The 19,653-nt window shown below is 68.7% G+C and carries 17 protein-coding genes and 2 tRNA genes; 7 read left to right on the top strand and 12 right to left on the bottom strand.

Annotated features, from left to right (window positions below; genetic code table 11):
• Positions 1–67 precede the first annotated feature (67 nt).
• The 4 genes from ACUYTF_RS10770 to ACUYTF_RS10785 all read left to right on the top strand — a co-directional run bounded on the left by ACUYTF_RS10770 (position 68) and on the right by ACUYTF_RS10785 (position 4,816).
• Complete coding sequence (locus tag ACUYTF_RS10770) at positions 68–1,882, top strand: DEAD/DEAH box helicase family protein (RefSeq protein ID WP_434143651.1); 1,815 nt, start codon at positions 68–70, stop codon at positions 1,880–1,882.
• A gap of 22 nt (positions 1,883–1,904) precedes the next feature.
• The gene (ybaK, locus tag ACUYTF_RS10775; protein ID WP_434143652.1) at positions 1,905–2,399 is read left to right on the top strand and encodes a Cys-tRNA(Pro) deacylase; all 495 of its coding nucleotides are present in this window, start codon (positions 1,905–1,907) and stop codon (positions 2,397–2,399) included.
• 117 nt (positions 2,400–2,516) lie between these two features.
• Positions 2,517–2,601 (top strand) — tRNA-Leu (locus tag ACUYTF_RS10780).
• A gap of 259 nt (positions 2,602–2,860) precedes the next feature.
• Positions 2,861–4,816, top strand: coding sequence for an amidase (locus tag ACUYTF_RS10785; protein WP_434143654.1), 1,956 nt, complete (start codon positions 2,861–2,863; stop codon positions 4,814–4,816).
• Positions 4,817–4,867: 51 nt separating this feature from the next.
• Here the strand turns inward: ACUYTF_RS10785 and ACUYTF_RS10790 are convergent, their stop codons facing one another.
• The 3 genes from ACUYTF_RS10790 to orn all read right to left on the bottom strand — a co-directional run bounded on the left by ACUYTF_RS10790 (position 4,868) and on the right by orn (position 8,553).
• Positions 4,868–7,060 carry an acyltransferase family protein gene (locus ACUYTF_RS10790; protein ID WP_449279796.1) on the bottom strand — a complete coding sequence of 731 codons (2,193 nt, stop codon included), beginning with the start codon at positions 7,058–7,060 and terminating at the stop codon, positions 4,868–4,870.
• 81 nt (positions 7,061–7,141) lie between these two features.
• Positions 7,142–7,885 carry a PIG-L deacetylase family protein gene (locus ACUYTF_RS10795; protein ID WP_449279797.1) on the bottom strand — a complete coding sequence of 248 codons (744 nt, stop codon included), beginning with the start codon at positions 7,883–7,885 and terminating at the stop codon, positions 7,142–7,144.
• A 20-nt stretch (positions 7,886–7,905) separates the two neighbouring features.
• Entirely contained in the window at positions 7,906–8,553 is a 648-nt protein-coding gene (orn, locus tag ACUYTF_RS10800; RefSeq protein ID WP_449279798.1) for an oligoribonuclease, read from the bottom strand.
• A 27-nt stretch (positions 8,554–8,580) separates the two neighbouring features.
• Between orn and def the strand changes: the two genes are divergently transcribed.
• Positions 8,581–9,144: a peptide deformylase gene (gene def, locus ACUYTF_RS10805; protein WP_434143660.1), complete on the top strand. Its 564-nt coding sequence runs from the start codon at positions 8,581–8,583 to the stop codon at positions 9,142–9,144.
• 123 nt (positions 9,145–9,267) lie between these two features.
• On the opposite strand, the gene ACUYTF_RS10810 is transcribed toward def, so the two are convergent.
• From ACUYTF_RS10810 to ACUYTF_RS10825, 4 genes are all read right to left on the bottom strand, one after another.
• On the bottom strand, positions 9,268–10,473 hold the full coding sequence (locus ACUYTF_RS10810; RefSeq protein ID WP_449279799.1) for an MFS transporter: 1,206 nt from the start codon (positions 10,471–10,473) through the stop codon (positions 9,268–9,270).
• Positions 10,474–10,749: 276 nt separating this feature from the next.
• Positions 10,750–10,825, bottom strand: a tRNA-Arg gene (locus tag ACUYTF_RS10815).
• Positions 10,826–10,893: 68 nt separating this feature from the next.
• Positions 10,894–11,742, bottom strand: a complete 849-nt coding sequence (locus ACUYTF_RS10820; RefSeq protein ID WP_449279800.1) for a DNA-3-methyladenine glycosylase family protein — start codon at positions 11,740–11,742, stop codon at positions 10,894–10,896.
• A 23-nt stretch (positions 11,743–11,765) separates the two neighbouring features.
• The gene (locus ACUYTF_RS10825) at positions 11,766–12,335 is read right to left on the bottom strand and encodes an HhH-GPD-type base excision DNA repair protein (RefSeq protein WP_434143666.1); all 570 of its coding nucleotides are present in this window, start codon (positions 12,333–12,335) and stop codon (positions 11,766–11,768) included.
• A 100-nt stretch (positions 12,336–12,435) separates the two neighbouring features.
• Here ACUYTF_RS10825 and ACUYTF_RS10830 point away from each other — a divergent pair, with 100 nt between their 5' ends.
• On the top strand, positions 12,436–12,687 hold the full coding sequence (locus ACUYTF_RS10830; RefSeq protein WP_449279801.1) for a type II toxin-antitoxin system Phd/YefM family antitoxin: 252 nt from the start codon (positions 12,436–12,438) through the stop codon (positions 12,685–12,687).
• A complete protein-coding gene (locus tag ACUYTF_RS10835; protein WP_449279802.1) occupies positions 12,687–12,941 on the top strand; it encodes a Txe/YoeB family addiction module toxin in 255 nt (84 codons plus the stop codon). Before ACUYTF_RS10830 ends, ACUYTF_RS10835 begins: the two co-directional genes overlap by 1 nt.
• 16 nt (positions 12,942–12,957) lie before the next feature.
• On the opposite strand, the gene ACUYTF_RS10840 is transcribed toward ACUYTF_RS10835, so the two are convergent.
• The 5 genes from ACUYTF_RS10840 to pepN all read right to left on the bottom strand — a co-directional run bounded on the left by ACUYTF_RS10840 (position 12,958) and on the right by pepN (position 19,633).
• Complete coding sequence (locus ACUYTF_RS10840) at positions 12,958–13,767, bottom strand: phosphotransferase (protein WP_449279803.1); 810 nt, start codon at positions 13,765–13,767, stop codon at positions 12,958–12,960.
• A gap of 99 nt (positions 13,768–13,866) precedes the next feature.
• The gene (locus ACUYTF_RS10845) at positions 13,867–15,462 is read right to left on the bottom strand and encodes an isocitrate lyase (protein WP_449279804.1); all 1,596 of its coding nucleotides are present in this window, start codon (positions 15,460–15,462) and stop codon (positions 13,867–13,869) included.
• A 209-nt stretch (positions 15,463–15,671) separates the two neighbouring features.
• Positions 15,672–16,145 (bottom strand): globin, encoded by a 474-nt coding sequence (locus ACUYTF_RS10850; RefSeq protein ID WP_434143674.1) that lies wholly within the window; start codon positions 16,143–16,145, stop codon positions 15,672–15,674.
• On the bottom strand, positions 16,142–17,056 hold the full coding sequence (locus tag ACUYTF_RS10855; RefSeq protein ID WP_434143676.1) for a mechanosensitive ion channel domain-containing protein: 915 nt from the start codon (positions 17,054–17,056) through the stop codon (positions 16,142–16,144). The genes ACUYTF_RS10850 and ACUYTF_RS10855 overlap by 4 nt, the downstream gene beginning before the upstream one ends.
• On the bottom strand, positions 17,057–19,633 hold the full coding sequence (gene pepN, locus ACUYTF_RS10860; protein ID WP_449279805.1) for an aminopeptidase N: 2,577 nt from the start codon (positions 19,631–19,633) through the stop codon (positions 17,057–17,059).
• Positions 19,634–19,653 lie beyond the last annotated feature (20 nt).

Here is a 19,653-nt window from a genome sequence, read left to right on the forward strand (position 1 = left end):
TGCACCGGCCGTCAGTACTCCGCCCGCTGAGGCAGTGTGTCGGCCGCCTCGGATACACTAGAACGCTGTGACAGAAACCGGCCCGCTCCATCTCCCCGGGACGAGTGCCGCCGAACACCTGCCCCCGGCATACCCCGAACGCGCCGCCCACGGCACCGCCGGCACACTGCGGAAATGGCAGGAGGAGGCGATTCGCCTCTACCTCGACGAGAACCCGCGCGACTTCCTCGCCTCCGCAACACCCGGCGCCGGCAAAACGACCTTCGCGCTCCGCCTCGCCGCGATCCTCCGCTCCACCCACGTGGTGAGCCAGATCATCGTCGTCGCTCCGACCGAGCACCTGAAGACCCAGTGGGCCGACGCCGCGGCACGCGCGGGCATCCGCTTGAACCCGAACTACTCGAACAGCGACGGCCTCGGCTACGGTCGCCACTACCACGGCGTCGCCGTGACCTACGCGCAGATCGCCATGAAGCCGGTGCAGCACCGGCGGCTCACCGAGAGCGCCGACACGCTCGTCATCCTCGACGAGGTGCACCACGGCGGCGACGCCCTCAGCTGGGGCGACGCGATCCGCGAGGCCTACGGCACTGCGAAGCGCCGCCTCTCGCTGACCGGCACGCCCTTCCGCTCCGACGAGGCGCCCATCCCGTTCGTGCAGTACCAGCCGCAGGGCGATGGCTCGCGCGTCTCGCTCACCGACTACGACTACGGCTACGGCCGCGCGCTCGCCGACGGGATCGTGCGGCCCGTCATCTTCATGGTCTACGCCGGCAAGATGCGCTGGCAGACGTCGGCCGGCGAAGAGATGGAGGCCGCCCTCGGCGAGGGCAACACGAAAGACATCACCTCGCAGGCCTGGCGCACGGCGCTCGACCCCGCCGGTGAATGGATCTCGAAGGTGCTGCGCGCCGCCGACCGCAGACTCACCGAGGTGCGTCTGCAGATTCCGGACGCCGGTGGTCTCGTCATCGCGACCGATCATGCCGCCGCCAAATCCTATGCGGCCCAGCTGCACGAGATCACCGGGGAGCCGGTCGCGCTCATCCTCTCGGACGACGCGACGGCATCGGAGCAGATCGACGAGTTCTCGATGGGCAAGAACAAGATGCGGCGCTGGATGGTCGCCGTGCGCATGGTGTCGGAGGGCGTGGACGTACCGCGCCTCGCCGTCGGCGTGTACGCGACGAGCTCGTCGACGCCGCTCTTCTTCGCACAGGCGATCGGCCGCTTCGTGCGTTCGCGCCGTCGCGGCGAGGTCGCCTCCGTGTTCATTCCGAACGTTCCGGCCCTCATGCAGCTCGCGGCAGAGCTGGAGAAGGAGCGCGGCCATGTGCTCGAGGGCCCGAAGAGCGCCGAGGAGATGTGGGACGCCGAGGCGGCGCTCATGGCGGAGGCGGAGCGCGAGGATCGCGCCTCGGGGGAGCTCGAAGGCGAAGGGTTCGTCTACCAGGCCCTCGCCTCGGATGCGCACTTCGACCGCGCCGTCTTCGACGGGGCGGAGTTCGGCGGCTATGCAGAGGTCGAGAGCGAGGAGGAGCTCGACTTCCTCGGATTCCCCGGGCTGCTCGAACCGCAGGAGGTGAAGGCCCTGCTGCAGCAGCGGCAGGCGCGACAGGCGAGGCGCAGCGCCGGCCGGCAGGGGCTGCTCGAGCATCCGCCCGAGAAGGCCGAGGCCCCCGAGGCGCTGCACCGCACGCTCGGCGAGCAGCGCAAGCTGCTGAGCTCGCTTGTCGGCATGTACGCCAAGGTGTCGGGAGAGTTCCATAAGGACATCCACACCGAGCTGCGCCGCGTCTGCGGCGGACCCGCCGTGCCGCAGGCGTCGGTGACCCAGCTGCAGAAGCGTATCGACCTGCTGCGTCGTCGACTGCGGCCGTAGCGGCGCGCCGTATCCTGGAACGATGGCGAAGAAGCGAGCAGGATCGGCGACACCGGCGACGAAAGCCCTCGATACTCTGGGGGTTCCGTACACCGTGCGCGCGTACGCGCACGACCCCGCCGTCACCGATTTCGGGGGAGAAGCCTCGGCAATGCTCGGCATCTCACCGGAACGGGTGTTCAAAACGCTGCTCGCGGACGTCGACGGGGCGCTCGTCGTGGGCATCGTGCCGGTGTCGGGCAAACTCGATCTGAAGGCCCTCGCCGCCGCGGTCGGGGGCAAACGCGCATCGATGGCCGACCCGGCGGTCGCGGAGCGCCGCACCGGGTACGTCGTCGGCGGCATCAGCCCGATCGGGCAGCGTGCGCGGCTGCCGACCGTGCTGGATCGGAGCGCCGAGGAGCATGAAACGGTGCTCGTCTCGGGCGGTCGCCGCGGCCTCGACCTCGAACTCGCGCCCGCGCACCTCGTCGCCGCGACCGGAGCGCAGATCGCCGCCATCGGGCGCCCGGACTGACCCCCGAGTCGGGGTGCGAAGGTGCGGCGCGCGCGAGTTCCGGAAGCGATTCGCATTGCTCGCCGGAACCGTGCTAAGTTATTCTCTGTTCGGCCGATGAAAGTCCGAACAAGATTCGCGCGGGTGGCGGAATGGCAGACGCGCTAGCTTGAGGTGCTAGTGCCCGTATTAGGGCGTGGGGGTTCAAGTCCCCCTCCGCGCACGCGAATCGAGAATGGCGGGATCGAAAGATCTCGCCATTCTTGTTTTCCCGCCGTCTCGCCGCGGTCCCGAGCCGCGGGTATGCGGCGCCGCGCCGCACCGAGCCCATCCTGGTGGCCGGGCGAGCCCGAGGTCTACACTGAGCAATGACTGCACTGCCGCGGTTTCATGCGGGTGCGCAGTCATCGTTCGCGAGACGTGCGGCGCAGGTGCACCGCACGTGACGAAGAAGTCAGAGTGTTGCTGAAGGAGCGAGTGCGGTGCAGAAGATCGACGTCCTGGAAATGAGCATCTCCGAGATGCTGGATGAACTCGATTCGGGGAAGGTGACCAGCGTCGACCTGGTCTGCGCCTACCTGAACCGCATCGCATATTACGACCGGTCGGGCCAATGCCTCAAGGCCGTGCCGCTGATCAACCCCGATTGCATGGCGGAGGCCATCGCCTCGGACGAGCGCCGGCGGCGCGGCGAGGCCGGCAAGCTCGAGGGCGTTCCCTTCACGGTGAAGGACAGCTACAAGGTCAGGGGGATGACGGTCGCCTCGGGCAGCGAGGCGCTCGTCGACCTCGTCTCGAACGAGGACGCGGCATCGGTCGCCCAACTGCGCGCGGCGGGTGCGGTGCTCATCGGCAAGACCAACATGCCGCCGATGGCGGCGGGCGGCATCCAGCCCGGCGTCTACGACTACGCGCGCAGCCCGTACAATCCGCTCTACCTCACCGGAGCGTATGGTTCGGGCTCGTCGAACGGCTCGGCGACCGCGACGGCATCGAGCATGTGCGCCTTCGGTATGGCCGAGGAGACGGTGTCGTCGGGCCGCTCGCCCGCCTCGAACAACGGACTCGTCGCGTACACGCCGTCGCGCGGCATGCTGTCGCTGCGGGGCAACTGGCCGCTGCGCCCGAGCTGCGACGTCGTGGTGCCGCACACGCGCACGGTCGATGACCTGCTGCTGCTGCTCGACGTGCTCACCGAGGCTGACGAGAATCAGGAGGGCGAGTTCTGGCGCCAGCAGAATGTGGTCTCGCTGCCGCAGCCCGACCAGGTGTTCCGCCGCCCCATCGCCCGCCCGCGCCCGGAGCGCCTCGACGGTATGCGCATCGGTGTGCCGAAGATGTACATCGGCGAAGACCCCGATGCGATCGACCCGCCGGTGATCCGCCCCAGCGTCCGTCGGCTCTGGGATGCGGCCGCCGCAGAGCTCCGCGATCTCGGGGCCGAAGTGGTCGAGGTCGACTTCCCGGTCGTCTCGAACTACGAGGTCGACCGGCCGGGGGCCCAGGGACTGCCCGAACGCGGCCTGGTGCCGAAGGACTGGCGGGCGATCGAGGGCGGCGTCGTCACCGCGATGGCGCTCGACATGTTCCTGCGCGAGAACGCCGACCCCAATCTCAACACCTGGGCCGACGTCGACGGCGACACCGTGTTCCCGGAGAAGGACGAGCCCATTCCCGTATGGGTGACGCGGGCGCGCGCCGGGTTCGACTGGCAGCGCCTCGCCGAGATCGTGAAGGGCGGCATCCCCGACTCCTACGACGACGTGCCGGGCCTCGACCACCTGCTGCGCGGCCTCGAGGAGGCGCGCAAGCTCGACTTCGAGGATTGGCTGGTGGCAGAGGGACTCGACTTCGTCGTATTCCCGGCGGCGGGCGATGTCGGCCGCGACGATCTGTTCACGCGGGTGGAGAGCCTCGAGTACGCCTCGCTGAACGGCGTCGTCTACTCGAACGGCAACCGCGTGCTGCGCCATCTCGGCATTCCGACCGTGACGGTGCCGATGGGCCACATGCACGACACGCAGATGCCGGTCGGGCTCACATTCGCGGGCGCCGCCTACACCGATGACGCCCTGCTCGACTACGCCTACGCCTACGAGCAGGCCACGCACCACCGTCAGCCGGCTTTCCTGACGCCGTCGCTGCCGAGCAACCAGATCACGGCGGGCGAGGCTGCGCCGATTCCGGACGAGATCGACTATACGGTGAAGATCGACCAGCACGGGCGGTCGTGGGATGTCGAGGTGCGCATCGACGGAGAGACGGGCACGCGCGCCGAGGTGTGGGCCGACGGGCACATCTTGCTGCCGGTCGATGATCAGCCCGGAGTGTATCGCGGCAGGATCTCGCTCTCGCGCGAGCGCGTCGAGGACGAGGTCATGGTCGTGATCAACGCCGGCCACTCCGTCGGCCTGGTCGGCACCGTACCTCTTCCCTGAGCTTCGGCGCGCGGGACACGGTGCTCTCTGCGAGCAGAACGTCCCGCGCGCCTACCCGGGTGCATCGGCGGCAGTCGGCGCGTTTGACAGCTCCGGCATTGCGGGGTCGAGCCGTTCGGCGAGCGCATCGGTGAGCGTCTCGGCGTAGGCCCAGCTGATGTGATGCGAATCGCGATAGACCAGTACGCCGCCGAGCACCGGAGGGTGCTCCTCGCCCGAGCGGAAGTACTGGCCCATGTCGACGGTTTCGACATTGCGGCTGACCGCCGCGGCGCGCAGCAGCGGGTCGTCCTCCGGCTGCTCCGTCGCGGGTGCCGCGCACGCGCTCGCGGCCTTCTCGCCGTTCTCGCCCACGCATTGCAGCACGTCCTCGGGCATCTGCGGGGTGTCGGCGATCGCCACGACGCCGCGCACGCTTCCGGGCAGCTGCTGCCAGCGCTCCTCGTAGCCGAGTACGGCGGCATCCTGCCAATCCTCCGCATTCGAGACGACGCGGTTCGCGGCTTTCGCGGAGGTCACGATCGTGTCGATCTCGGGGCGCTCCTCGAGAGCCTCGATGACCTGATCGTTCCAACTGCTGCAGTCGGCCCGCAGCTTCTCGTTCTGGGCCTCCGGTTTCGTGACGTAGTCGCGCTCGGCGGTCGTGAACGGGCACGATCCCTTCGCCATCACCACGAGATGCCAGTTCTCGCGCTCGGCGATGCGCTTGAGCGGGGTGAGCCACTGCTCGGCGTGGGAATCGCCGAGGAGCGCGACCGTGCGCTCGGCCTCGCCCACCGGTGCGCCGTACTCGCAAACGAGCAGCTGATCGCCCGCGACGTTCGACAGACAGCTCTCGGGGCGGTCGGCGACCAGGTCGATGCCCGGCGTCGGCTCGAGATCGGGCACTGCCTCGCATCCCGATCCGGTGTCGAGCGCGCCTGCACCCGTGCACCGATCGGCGACGCGGAGGTCCGCGGCGATGCTCTGCTGCGCCGCCGCGACATCCTGCTTCGCGACCCCGAAGCCGCCGAGCGTGAGCCCGATCAGCACGGCCATGCCGCCTCCCGCGAAGGCGAGCGAGCGCCGGTTGCTCCATCGTCGGGCAGGGCCGAAGCGGAACGGGTCTTCGACGTATCGTTTCGACAGGGCCGCAGCGCCGAGCGTCGCCACGACGACGATGCAGCCGGTCCAGAAATCGAGCGGGCGGCCGAGCAGGTACGGGGCGAGCACGATGAATGGGAAGTGCCAGAGATAGATGCCGTACGAGGCGTCGCCGAGCCACTGCATCGGCCGTGAGGCGAGGAGCGGCTGGAGCGATCCGGGGCCGCCCGGTTCTGCTGCAGCGACGATGAGCAGGGTCGATACGACGGGGAGCAGGGCCGTCGCGCCGGGGAACGGTGTCGCATCCGAATAAACGAGCGCGGTGACGACGATGCCCGCCACGCCCGCCCACACCGCGCCCATGCGCAGCCGCGGGTCGATCCGCTGCAGCGCACGGGGCCACGCGGGACGTGCGGCCGCGAGCCAGGCGAGCACGCCGCCGAACGCGAACTCCCATGCCCGCGTCGCGGTCGAGAAGTACGCCCACGAGGGGTTCGCGGCGGTCTCGGCGATCGAATGCCCGAATGAGAGCAGCGCGATGACGACGATCAGCGCGGCGAAGACGCCTGCGGGCCCCGGTACGCGCAGGCCCGGCGCGCGGTCGCGAGAGCGGGCCCGCAGCTTCGCGGCGATCGCGATCGCGAGCACCGCAGCCAGCGGCCAGACGATGTAGAACTGCTCCTCGACCGATAACGACCAGTAGTGCTGCACCGGTGAGGCCGCGGCACCGGCAGCGGAATAGTCGACGGCCTGTGCGGCGAGCATCCAGTTCTCGGCATAGCCGGTCGCGGCGGCGACCTGCGCGAGGAAGGCCGGCGTGAGCCCGGTCGGTACGAAGGCGTAGACCCCGGCGACGGTCACGATGAGCACGACCATCGCGGCGGGCAGCAGGCGTCTCGCTCTGCGGGCCCAGAACCGCGGCAGATCGATGCGTCCGGAGCGGTCGAGCTCGCCGAGGATCTGCCCGGTGATGAGGAAGCCCGAGATGACGAAGAAGATATCGACGCCGATGTAGCCGCCGCTCAGATGCTGCGGCGCGAGGTGGTAGATGAGCACGAGCCCGACGGCGATGGTGCGGAGCCCCTGCACGTCGCGCCGCACGGCGCTACCCGCCGGCCGAGCCTGCACCCGGCCGGTCCTCGCGTCGGTTCCCGTCGGCATCTGAAAGTTCCTCATCGTGTGCATCCAGGTTATGCAACGATTCGGTAACGGTCCACCCCTGGTGGGATGACGCTCGAACTGCTACGCGCGCAGGCGATGGGCCTGGAACGCGACCGCGAACGGCGCCCCTGCCTGCGACCCCGCCTGGGCGAGCACGCCAGGGATCAGGTCTTCCGGAGCATCGTGCCACGGCAGGTCGGCGAGGTAGGCGCGGTGGGCCGAGAGCGAGGCCACGGCGCGACGGACCGATCGCTCGGAGATCGCAACCGCGCAGTTCGGTTCGGCGCCGGTGAGCAGCAGCCACGTCGCGCCCCAGGGTGCGAGCCCCTCGTCCTGCAGCTGCTCCGTGAAGAGCCAGCGGTTGTCCGCGTCGCGCACCGCATCGATCGTCGCGAGCCCGGTCGCCCGGTGGTCGGCATGATCGAGGCCCCAGGGCACGACGAGCGCTCCGGAGCCGGTGATCACGGCATCGGGGCGGAAGCGTCGGATCTCGCGTGCGATCGCTCGGCGCAGCTCGATACCGTACTGGAGCATGCCGTCGGGGAAATCGAGGATGGTGAGGTGTTCGACTCCCACTTCCGTGCATGCCTTCCGCTGTTCTTGCGCGCGCAGCGGCGCCGCCTCCTCGGGCGGGCGCTGCATGCCGGCTTCGCCGGTGGTGAGCAGCAGATACCCGACTTCGATGCCGCGAGCGGTCCATTCGGCGGCGGCGGCAGAGGTGCCGTACTCGGGGTCGTCGGGGTGGGCGACGACGACGAGCACGCGGCCGATGCCGGTCTCGTCGAGCGCTTCGAGCTGCGGTGCGGTTTCGGCAGGTGCGTTCATGCGGCCCACCCTACGCGGGACTACTCCGAGATCGCGGAGTCGCCGTCGATGAGCGCGGCGTAGCGTGCGCCGACTTCTTCGGCGGCCTGGGCCGAGACGACCTTGTCGGGGCCCGATCCCTCGACCATCACCGTCCTGCGGAAGTACGCGAGCTCCTGGATAGACTCGGCGATATCGGCCAGCGCACGGTGGCCGCCGCGCTTCTCGGGCGCTCCGAAGTAGGCGGGCACGTACCAGCGGCGCGCCAGCTCCTTGATCGTGGAGACATCGATGCTGCGGTAGTGCAGCCGCTCTTCGAGCGTCGGCATGTACTTCGCGATGAAGCGACGATCCATGCCGATGGTGTTGCCCGCGACGAGCGGCCGTCGGCCCGGGCCGACGAAGCGGTTCACGTAGTCGAGGACCTGCTGCTCGGCGTCGGCCACCGAAGCGCCCGATTCGATGCGGGGGAGCAGCCCCGACTTCTCGTGCATCGACCGCACGAAGTCGTTCATCTGCTCGAGTGCTGCAGCGCCCGGGTCGATGACGATCTCGAACCCCGCATCGAGCGGCTCGAGATCGAAATCGGTGACGATCACGGCGATCTCGCAGAGACCGTCTCGATCGGTGTCGAGCCCCGTCATCTCGCAATCGATCCAGACAATCTGCTCAGCGGGCGTATTCGACATAGCTGCAACTTTACTAGGCTTGAGCACATGGCAGTTCTTCCCATCACGATCTGCGGCGAGCCCGTGCTGCACCGCCCCGCCGAGACCGTTACCGAGTTCGACGACGGTCTGCGCGAACTCGTGAGCGACATGTTCGAAACCTGCGAGCGCGCGCCCGGTGTGGGGCTCGCAGCGCCCCAGGTCGGCATCGGCAAGCGCATCTTCGTCTGGATGTACGACGATCAGGAGGAAGCACCGGCGCGCGGCGTCGCGATCAACCCGACGCTCTGGATCTCGCCGCCCGAGCCCGGCCTGCCCGACGAGGAGGACGTCGAGGGCTGCCTCTCGTTCCCCGGCGAGCGCTTCGCATTGCGCCGCTCCGAGCGCGCGCTGCTGCGCGCGCAGGACATCGACGGCGAGTGGTTCGAGCTCGAGACGAGCGGCTGGTTCGCGCGCATCATGCAGCACGAGTACGACCACCTGCTCGGGCTGCTCTACGTCGACCGCCTCGTGCACCCCGAGAGCAAGGGGGCGCAGAAGGCGCGGCGCAAGAACGGGTGGGGCGTGCCCGGGCTCACCTGGATGCCCGGGGTGGACGACCTCGAAGGCTGAGGCCCGGCGATCCCTGGCCCCTCATTCTTATGAGCGCAGCTGGTCAGTAGATGCTCCCCGCCCGCGAAAGCAGTGCTACTGACTAGCTGAGCCCGGCCACGGGGCACCGCTCCGACGCGCCGCCTAATCTTCCGGGGAACGGTTCGCCGGTGCGAGGTCGCGCACCAACACCCACCCGATCAGGGCAGCGACGATCAGCGCTGCGGTGACGCCGAACGCCCACCCGAACCCCGCGAGATCGAGGATCGCGCCCGCGATGAGCGGTCCGAGCACCCCTCCGAGGTCGGTCATCATCGAGTACGCGGCGACCACGTTGCCGCCCGGGCGCTGATCGAGCACATCGGCGAGCACGGCCTGCTGACCCGGGTTCACGAGCGCCGAACCGGCGCCCGCGACGGCCATGAGCGCGATCGCCGCCCACAGCGACGGCGAAGCCGGGAAGACGAAGTAGCTCGCCGCGAGCACGGCCATGCCGGTGACGAGCAGCGGCTTGCGGCCGACGGTATCGGTCCAGCGGCCCGAGGGGAAGATCAGCAGCGCATTGCCGGCAGCGTAACCCGCGAGCACCCAGGCGGCATCCGCCGCGTCGCCGCCGTAGACGACCGCGACGAAGATCGGGATGACCGAGATGCGCACGCCGAACGATGCCCAACCGAAGGCGAACACCGACAGGAGCAGCGATCGGTACTGCGGAACACGCAGCGCCTCCGTGAGGCCGACCGGTGCCGCGTCGGTGGCGCCGGCGGCCGGGCCGCCGGCGAACGTCGACCGCCTGAGCGCGATCGCGACGACAGCGGCGGCCACGAGCAGGGTGAGGAAGTAGAACACGAACGGCGCGCGCAGTCCGAAGCCCGCGACGATGCCGCCGAATACCGGCCCGAGCAGGCCGCCGAGCAGAAACCCGGCGGCATTGAGGCTCGCGACGCGCCCGCGCGAGTCGGGCGGGCTGACCTTGACGAGCAGCGCGGTGGCGGCGACGGTGAACATGGCAGACCCGACACCGCCCGCACCGCGCAGCACGATGAACTGCGTGTAGTCGGCCGCGAGCGCCGTGGCTCCGGTCGAGAGCGCGACGATCAGGATGCCGATCGTGTAGGTGAGCCGCTCGCCGATGCGCGCCACGATCCACCCCGCGAATGGCGCTGAGACCAGTCGCATGAGCGCGAAGGCGCTCACGATCGCCGAGGCGGCGAACTTCGAAACACCGAACTCGAGGGCGAACTGAGGGATAGCCGGGGCGACCACGCCGTAGCCGAGGGCAACCGCGAAGGCGCCCGCTACCAGGGCCCAAACCTCGAACGGAAGCGGGGCTCTGGAGGTTCGGGGCACCCTGCGATCCTATCCGGCCCAGCACTCCGTCGGTTCGGGCGGCGAGTCCGTCCGTCCTCATGCGAGCGGCCGAAAACACGCGCGTAGGCAGCCGCTGTGGCGGCTGGGGTCGCCTCGCATGCGAAGCGATGCTTCGCAGAACGCTCGGTGCCCCCTGCTGGATTCGAACCAGCGCGAGAATCTCGAAGCGAACGCGTCGCGTTCGCGATTCTCGCGGGGAGCGAGGTGCGACCGCTTCCCAGGAACGGAGTTCCTGATCATGGCAATTCCAAATAATGGTGCCCCCTACTGGATTCGAACCAGTGACCGACAGATTAGAAGGCTGTTGCTCTATCCACTGAGCTAAGGAGGCGGACGCCGCGTGGGCGAACATATCGAGGTTACTATGATCGGTCGTCTCTTCGCAGGCGCAGGGGAGCCTCAGAGGTACGAGGCGTGCGTCCACAGCTGCAGCAGTGCGTACGAGCGGTAGGGGGCCCAGGTTTCCGATCGCGCGGCGGCCTGCTTCTGGTCCATGCCGAGAGCTCGACGGGCGACGAGGTCGCCGGGCACGAACGTATCCGGATACTGCATCGCGCGCACGAGCAGGCAGTCGGCGGTCCAGGGGCCGACGCCAGGGATCGCGAGCAGTGCTTCCCGCGCCTCGGCCGCAGCAGCGCCGGCAAGCAACGGTCCGCCCGCCCAACGCTTCGCGACCTCGTGCAGGGCGCGTGCGCGCGCCCTGGTCAGGCCGACCTGCGAACGGATCCGCTCGGGGCCCGCATCCACGAGCGCCGCAGCGGTCGGCAGCGAGCGCCATGCGCCGGCGACGGCGCCGAAAGCGGCAGCGAGGCGACTCGAGAAGGTGCGGGCCGCCGCGAGTGACACCTGCTGCCCGATGATGGCGGCCGCGACCGCTTCGAACTCGTCGGGATGGCCGGTGATGCGCACGCCCGGGTGCCGTGCGATCATCGGGCCGAGAAGCGGGTCGTGCGAGAGCGCGGCGTCGATCGCTGCGATGTCGGCGTCGAGGTCGAACCATCGGCGCAGCATCGCGGCAGTGCCGTGCGGGTCGCGGAGCTCCGCATCGAAGCGCGCCGTGAGGCCGTGCGGGTCGAAGACGAGCTCGATGAGCACCGGCCGCGCCTCGCTTTCGCCGCCATCCGAGATCAGGCGCCGGTAGACCGCACCGTCGACCGCTTCGACGCCCGGCACGGCATGGGCGGTGAGCATGGCGAGCACCGCCCGGTGGTTGAATGGACCGATCGCCTCGAGGCGCAGTTCGACCATGGCGAGGCGAATGCCCGTGCTGCTCAGCCGCGCTTCGCGGCGGCTTTCGCGGCGCGCTTCGCCTCGCGCACCAGCAGCAGCGTCTCGGGCGACGTGATGTCCGCCACGCTCATGTGCGTGCCCTCGGCGCCGTACGGGGCGGAGGCCTCGCGCCACCCGGCCCCGTCGAAGCCGACCTGCTTGCCGAGCAGGGCGAGAAAGATCTTGGCTTTCTGATCGCCGAAGCCGGGCAGTGACTTGAGTCGCTTCAGCACTGTCCTGCCGTCGGGGGAGCCCTGCGTCCAGATCGCCGCGGCGTCGCCGCCCCACTCATCGATCAGCCCTTGGCAGAGTTTCTGCACGCGCGCCGCCATCGACCCGGGGAAGCGGTGCACGGCCGGGGTCTGCTTGAACGCCGCCTCGAAGTCGTCGGGATCGATCGAAGCGAGGTGCTCGGCCGTGATATCGCCGAGGCGCTGCTGCATTTTGAGCGGCCCGGCGAAGGCGACCTCCATCGCGACCTGCTGGTCGAGCAGCATGCCGATGAGCAGGGCGAGCGGGTTCTCGGTGAGCAGTCGGTCGGCTGCGACGTCGTCGGTGAGGTGGATATCCATCCCGTCAGTATCGCATCGATCGTTTGCGGTGTCGTCGTAACATCATTCGCGCCAGTGGTACCATAAACACGTACAATTTGTTGAGAGGCGGGGGCCGGTCATGTCAATCACCGCGAGCGAGGCTCGACGCACACTCTTTCCGCTGATCGAGCGCGTCAACGCCGACCGCGACGCCGTCGAGATCGTCTCTCGAAAAGGCAACGCCGTCTTGATGCCCGCCGACGAGTACGCAGCATGGCAGGAGACCGCGTACCTGTTCCGCTCGCCGGCGAATGCGCGCAGGCTGCTCGATTCCTACGAGCGCGCACGTACCGGAGGTGCTGAGGAACACGAGCTCGATAGAGACGAATGATGCGCCTGTCGTGGGACCGATCGGCATGGGAAGACTACAAGCACTGGCAGAGCGCGGATCGACGAGTGCTGGAGCGCATCAATACGCTCATCGATGCCTGCCTGCGCGACCCGTTCGAGGGGATCGGCAAGCCCGAACAGCTCAAATACGGTGCGCAGGGAGCGTGGTCGCGTCGCATCACCGAGGAGCACCGTCTCGTGTACCTCGTGGACGGCGACGATCTCATCATTCTGCAAGCGCGATACCACTACTGAGCGTGAGGCGGGCCGGCTACTCCGCGTTCCAGAGCCCGCGGTAGAAGTCGATGCGCGCCGGGTCGGGCGCGACGCCGTAGGCCTCCCAGAAGACCGCCTCGTCGTAATCTGCGTAGTTCCATTCCAGCGACATCGTCATCACGGCGAGGTCGGCCCAGCGGTCGGCGATGCCGAGCCGCCCGAGGTCGACATGGGCGAGGAACGAACCGTCATCTGCGATGATGGTGTTCGGTGCGCACGGGTCGCCCTGGCAGACGACGAGCCGGTCGATGGGCGGCACCGACCCGAGGGCTTCGGCGTCGACTCCCGCGGCGGCGATGCGATACTCGACGCTCCAGTCGAACGGGCAGCCGGCGACGGGCGTCGCGTGCAGCCGGCGCAGTCCGTCGCCGAGGGCGCGCAGCGCCGTCCCGGGGTCGCGCTTCCAGCGCTCCGCCACCGCCGAGGCGCCGGGCAGCGCGCGCGTCAGCATCACCTCCTCGCCGCCGTCCGCGATGAGCTCGACAACGGTCGGTGCCGAGTGGCGGCCGTGCAACCAGTGCAGGCGCTCCGCTTCGGCGGAGAGCGACTCGCCCGACCCGGCCGGGTTCCACTTCGCAAAGAACTTCGCGGCGGGGCGATCCCTGTCGAGAGGCCCGCCTGAACCGCCGCCCACCGCGAACGTCAGGCCGCCGACGCCATTGCGCCACACCGGGCGCAGCCGCGCATCGCCGAGACCGCGGGCTGCGAGCGCGCGCCGCACGGCGGCCGGCACCGGCATCATCTCGGGCGGCGGGCCGGCGAGATCGGACGGCACGGGCCGCGAACCGTCAGGGGAGGAGCTCATACCGTTCAGGCTAATCCACGACCGCGAAGCGGGGGCCGCGGCCGAAGCCGCGACCCCCGCCCGGGTGCTTCCGATCGGCTCTGCGATCGGAGAGGATGATCAGCCGAACTGGTTCATGGTGTTGTCCTTGCCGCCCGCCTTGAGGGCGGCCTCGCCGGCGAAGTACTCCTTGTGATTGTCGCCGATGTCGCTGCCCGCCATGTTCTGGTGCTTCACCGTCGCGATGCCCTGACGGATCTCCTCGCGCTGCACGTCGCGCACATAGGTCAGCATGCCCTCGTCGCCGAAGTAGCCCTTCGCGAGGTTGTCGGTCGACAGCGCCGCCGTGTGGTAGGTCGGCAGGGTGATGAGGTGGTGGAAGATGCCGGCGCGAGCCGACGCGTCCTTCTGGAAGGTGCGGATCTTCTCATCGGCGAGGCGCGCGAGCTCGGTCGCGTCGTACTCGACGCTCATGAGCTTGTCGCGATCGTACGCCGACACGTCCTGTCCCTCTTCGGTCATCTGATCGAAGGCCTGCTGGCGGAAGTTGAGCGTCCAATTGAACGACGGGCTATTGTTGTAGACCAGCTTCGCGTTCGGCACGACCTCGCGGATGCGGTCGACCATCCCGGCGATCTGCTCCACGTGCGGCTTCTCCGTCTCGATCCACAGCAGGTCGGCACCGTTCTGCAGCGACGTGATGCAGTCGAGCACCACGCGATCCTCACCGGTGCCCGTGCGGAACTGGTACAGGTTCGAGGCGAGGCGCTTCGGGCGCAGCAGCTTGCCGTCGCGCTTGATGACGACGTCGCCGTTACCGAGATCGGCCTCCGAGATCTCCTCGACGTCGAGGAACGAGTTGTACTGGTCGCCCAGGTCGCCCGGGGTCGTGCTGACGGCGAGCTTCTGCGTGAGGCCGGCGCCGAGCGAATCGGTGCGGGCCACGATCACGCCGTTGTCGATGCCGAGTTCGAGGAAGGCGTAGCGGATGGCGTTCAGCTTCGCGATGAAGTCCTCGTGCGGCACGGTGACCTTGCCGTCCTGGTGGCCGCACTGCTTCTCGTCGGAGACCTGGTTCTCGATCTGCAGCGCGCACGCACCGGCCTCGATCATCTTCTTCGCGAGCAGGTACGTCGCCTCGGGGTTGCCGAAGCCGGCGTCGATGTCGGCGATGATCGGCACCACGTGGGTCTCGTAGTTGTCGATCTGCGACTGGATGAACTCGGCCGCCGTGTCGTCGCCGGCGCGGCGGGCGTCGTCGAGCTGCGAGAACAGCAGGTCGAGCTCGCGGGCGTCGGCCTGGCGCAGGAAGGTGTAGAGCTCCTCGATGAGGTCGGGCACCGAGGTCTTCTCGTGCATGGACTGGTCGGGGAGCGGGCCGAACTCAGAGCGCAGCGCCGCGACCATCCAGCCCGACAGGTAGAGGTAGCGCTTGTTCGTGCTCTTCAGGTGCTTCTTGATCGAGATCAGCTTCTGCTGGCCGATGAAGCCGTGCCAGACGCCGAGCGACTGCGTGTAGACCGACGAGTCGCCGTCGTACTCGGCCATGTCCCGGCGCATGATGTCGGCCGTGTACTGGGCGATCTCGAGCCCGGTCCTGAAACGGTTCTGCGCACGCATGCGTGCGACGTACTCGGGGTCGATGGCATCCCAGCCTGCGCCGCCCTGCTGCTTGAGCTCCTGAACTGCTGCGATGTTGTCTTGGAAGGCGGTCATCGTTGATTCCTTTGCGTGGTGGCTGCTCGCCCGCCGGTGCTGCGGGGAGTTGGGCTACTTCCACTTTGGGGCACGAATCATGACCGAATCGCACATTTTAGGGGTGAATTAATCGAGTATTTCTGCTTTCTGAAATTGACTGCGGGATGTGCGGCGCCAGGGATCGCCTCGCGTGCTCCCCGTCGCCGCTCGATCGCATGAGCGGCGCGCTACTCGAGGCGATTCACCATGGCGGTCGCCGCGCGGTCGACGTAGTCCCGGAACGGGGCATCGTAGATCGGCGGCAGGGCGACCTCGTCGAGTGCGGCGTTCATGTGGTGCAGCCAGCGGTCGCGCGCCCGCGGCGTGACGGGGAACGCGACGTGCCGCATGCGCAGTCTCGGGTGCCCGCGCTGCTCCGAATAGGCGGTGGGGCCGCCCCAGTACTGCTCGAAGAAGGTGCGCAGCCGCCAGATCGCGCCCTCCCAGTCGTCCTGCGGGTACATGAAGTTGAGCTCGGGGTCTTCGCGCACGCCGGCGTAGAAGGCGCGCACGAGCCTCTCGAAGGTCTCGGTGCCGCCGACCCGGTGCCAGAAGGTCTCGGTCAGCGCATCGCCGTCGATTCCCGATCGGAGCGTCAGGTTCGGTGCGGGCGCGACGCCTTCGGTCGCCGCGCGCTCACCGGGAACGGGCTGTTCGGTCATGCCGTGCCTCCTGGGAATCGGGGGAGCTCTTCGGCCAGCTTGATGCCGGCCTCGTTGAAATGCCGTACGAGCGAGGCGCGGAGCGCGCGCTGCACCGCCCACTGCGCCTCCGGGCGCGTGCGCACCGCGAGGCGCAGTGTCGCGCGGTCGCCGAAGGCGCTCTCGACGCCCCAGACCTCGGGCTCGCTCGTCACCTTGCGCGCGATCTCGGGGCTGGAGCGGATCGCGCGCGCCGCATCGATGGCGGTCTGCTCGACCTTCTCGAGGTCGCTATCGGCCCGCACGGTGATGTCGATGAGGGCGCGCCCCCAGCCCTGCGACGAATTACCGAGGGTGAGGATCTCGCCGTTGCGGATGAACCAGAGCGTGCCGTCCATCGCACGCACGCGGGTGACGCGGATGCCCACGTCCTCGACGGTGCCGCTGACCTCGCCGATCTGCACGATGTCGCCGACGCCGAGCTGATCCTCGAACACCATGAAGATACCGTTCAAGATGTCTTTCACGATGTTCTGCGCACCGAAGGCGAGACCCGCGGCAACGATGCCCGCCGAGGTGAGCACGGCACCGAGATTCACGCCCATGGTGCCGAGGATGAGGATCAGCGCGATGACGACGATCGTCCACGTGATGACCGCGCGGCCGACGGTGCCGAGCGTGCGGGTGCGCTGCACGGCGCGCGCGTTCACGTACGGGGAGGCCTGGATCTCGGACGTCGTATCGACATCCTGCGCCTTCTTGACCCCTCGCACGATCTGCGTCACGGTGCGCATGAGCAGGCGCCGCAGCACCCAGTTCAGCAGCACCGCGACGATGATGATGCCGAGCACCGTGAGCGGCGCCTGGTAGGTGTGTAGGAACGACACGAACGCGTTCGTCACGACTTCCTCCACCTGGTCGACACCGTCCACCTAGCCCTCCGCGCCGTTCGCGGCGCGGTCGGCGGCCTGTGCGACGAGCGCGCGCTCGACGCCGGCGAGATGCTCGATGATGAGACGCCGCAGCGCCGCCGGGGCCTCGGGGTTCGCGTCGAGCCACCCGCGGGTCGTCTCCGCGAGCTCCGCGCTCGCCAACGGCGACGGGTAGAAGCCGTCGATCAGCTCCTCCGCGATCGCGTAGCTGCGCGACTCCCACACACGGTTCAGCGCCGAGAAGTACTGCTCCACGAACGGCGCCAGCAGCGCGAGATCGGCGGTGTGCAGGAACCCGAGCCCGGTCGAGCGGATGACGAGGTTCGATGCGCCCGGCGCGCCGAACGTCGACTCCCAGGCCGCCTGCTTGTCCGCGAGCGTCGGCAGAGCGGCGCGCGCGTGGGCCGCGGAGCGCTCGCCGCTCGCGGTGCGATCGTCGGCGAGGGCCGCATCGATCTCCTCGGCCGTCGCACGGCCGCCGGCGGCGAGCGCGATGAGCAGCTCCCAGCCGAGATCGGTGTCGATGTCGAGGCCGTCGAGCGAGACCGACTCGTCGAGCAGCTGCATCACGCGATCGAGCTGCGCATCCGTGCGTGCCAGCTGAGCGAACACGCGCACGAACTGGAACTGGTTGTCCGAGCCGGCCGACGCAGCGCCCGAGAGCTCCCACAGCCGATCGGCGACGCGTGCCACGGCCGAGTCGCTTCGCGACGGGTCGACGTAGTTCTCGGCCGCGAGCGAGACCTGCTGCAGCAGCGTGCGCAGCGTGGTCGACGCGGTCTCGCGGTCGATGTGGCGCAGCACGATGTCGATGAACCGCGAGGCCGGGAACTCGCCGTTGCGCGTCGCATCCCAGAGCGTGCCCCAGACCAGTGACCGCGGCAGCGACTCCTCGAAGTCCCCGAGATGCGCAGCTGCCGTCTCGAGCGACGCCTCGTCGAGACGGATCTTCGCATAGCTGAGGTCGTCGTCGTTGAGCAGCAGCAGGTCCGGCCGATCGGCGCCGACGAGCTCGGGCACCTCGGTCAGCGCGCCGTCGATGTCGAGCTCGACGCGCTTGGTGCGGCGCAGCACCCCGCCCTCGAGCGAATAGAAGCCGACGGCGATGCGGTGCGGGCGAAGCGTCGGGTACTCGTCGTTCGCGCTCTGCGAGATCGCGAATGCCGTGTAGCGGCCATCGCCGTCGATCTCGAAGACCGGGCGCAGCGTGTTGACGCCGGCGGTCTCGAGCCACAGCTGCGACCACTCGGCGAGATCGCGCCCACTGCGGGCCTCGAGCTCGACGAGCAGGTCTCGCAGCTCGGTGTTCGCGTGATGGTGCTTCACGAGGTAGTCGTGCACACCCGCCATGAAGGGCTCGCGGCCCACCCAGGCGACGAGCTGCTTCAGTACGGACGCGCCCTTCGCATAGGTGATGCCGTCGAAGTTGACGAGCACATCCTCGAGGTCGCGGATCGGCGCGACGATCGGGTGCGTCGACGGCAGCTGGTCCTGCCGGTACGCCCACGACTTCTCGCTCGCCACGAACGTCGTCCAGCACTCCGACCACTCCGTCGCCTCGGCGGTCGCGAGGGTCGACATGTACTCGGCGAACGACTCGTTCAGCCACAGATCGTTCCACCAGCGCATGGTCGCGAGATCGCCGAACCACATGTGGGCGAGCTCGTGCAGGATGGTGACGACCCGGCGCTCGCGCATCGCGTCGGTGACCTGGCTGCGGAACACGTACGCTTCAGTGAAGGTCACCGCGCCCGCGTTCTCCATCGCGCCGGCGTTGAACTCGGGCACGAACATCTGGTCGTACTTGTCGAAGGGGTACGGGTAGTCGAACTGACCCTCGAAGAACGCGAAGCCCTCGCGGGTCTTGTCGAAGATGTAATCGGCGTCGAGGTGCTCCGCGAGCGACTCGCGGCAGAAGACGCCGAGCGGGATGGTGCGGCCGTCGATGCTCTCGAGCTCCGAGCGCTCGACGTGGTACGGGCCGGCGACGATCGCCGTGATGTAGCTCGAGATGACCGGAGTCGGCTCGAACTTCCAGGTGGCGATGGCCTCGCCGTTCGCCTCGCCCGCCGCATCCGGTTCGGGCGTCGGCTGATTGCTGATGACCTCCCAGCGCGCGGGCGCCGTCACCGAGAAGGTGAAGGTCGCCTTCAGGTCGGGCTGCTCGAACACCGCGAACACGCGCCGTGAATCGGGCACCTCGAACTGCGAGTAGAGATAGACCTCGCCGTCGACCGGGTCGACGAAGCGGTGCAGGCCTTCGCCGGTGTTCGTGTACGCCTGGGTCGACGCGATGGTCAGCGTGTTCTCGGCGGCGAGACCCGGCAGCCGCACCCGCGAATCGGCGAAGACCTCGGCCGGGTCGAGCAGCTCGCCGTTCAGCTTGACGCTCTCGACCGCATCGGCGATGAGGTCGATGAAGGTCTCGGCGCCCGGCTCGGCTGCGAACCGCACCGTCGTCACTGCGGCGAACGTCTCCGCCGAGGTCGTGAGGTCGAGCGCCACCTCGTAGCTCTCCGTACGGACGATGGCCGCCCGCTCCTGGGCTTCGGCGCGGGTGAGATTCGTTCCTGGCACTGTGCACTCCTGAAGATGTC

The organism is Leucobacter sp. GX0328 (assembly GCF_053567315.1).

Excerpts from the sequence above, each read along its gene's own strand:
- ybaK (WP_434143652.1), top strand. The coding sequence starts at position 1,905 with ATGGCGAAGAAGCGAGCAGGATCGGCGACACCGGCGACGAAAGCCCTC.
- ACUYTF_RS10790 (WP_449279796.1), bottom strand. The coding sequence starts at position 7,060 with ATGCCGACGGGAACCGACGCGAGGACCGGCCGGGTGCAGGCTCGGCCG.
- ACUYTF_RS10795 (WP_449279797.1), bottom strand. The coding sequence starts at position 7,885 with ATGAACGCACCTGCCGAAACCGCACCGCAGCTCGAAGCGCTCGACGAG.
- orn (WP_449279798.1), bottom strand. The coding sequence starts at position 8,553 with ATGTCGAATACGCCCGCTGAGCAGATTGTCTGGATCGATTGCGAGATG.
- def (WP_434143660.1), top strand. The coding sequence starts at position 8,581 with ATGGCAGTTCTTCCCATCACGATCTGCGGCGAGCCCGTGCTGCACCGC.
- ACUYTF_RS10820 (WP_449279800.1), bottom strand. The coding sequence starts at position 11,742 with ATGGTCGAACTGCGCCTCGAGGCGATCGGTCCATTCAACCACCGGGCG.
- ACUYTF_RS10825 (WP_434143666.1), bottom strand. The coding sequence starts at position 12,335 with ATGGATATCCACCTCACCGACGACGTCGCAGCCGACCGACTGCTCACC.
- ACUYTF_RS10830 (WP_449279801.1), top strand. The coding sequence starts at position 12,436 with ATGTCAATCACCGCGAGCGAGGCTCGACGCACACTCTTTCCGCTGATC.
- ACUYTF_RS10835 (WP_449279802.1), top strand. The coding sequence starts at position 12,687 with ATGCGCCTGTCGTGGGACCGATCGGCATGGGAAGACTACAAGCACTGG.
- ACUYTF_RS10840 (WP_449279803.1), bottom strand. The coding sequence starts at position 13,767 with ATGAGCTCCTCCCCTGACGGTTCGCGGCCCGTGCCGTCCGATCTCGCC.
- ACUYTF_RS10845 (WP_449279804.1), bottom strand. The coding sequence starts at position 15,462 with ATGACCGCCTTCCAAGACAACATCGCAGCAGTTCAGGAGCTCAAGCAG.
- ACUYTF_RS10850 (WP_434143674.1), bottom strand. The coding sequence starts at position 16,145 with ATGACCGAACAGCCCGTTCCCGGTGAGCGCGCGGCGACCGAAGGCGTC.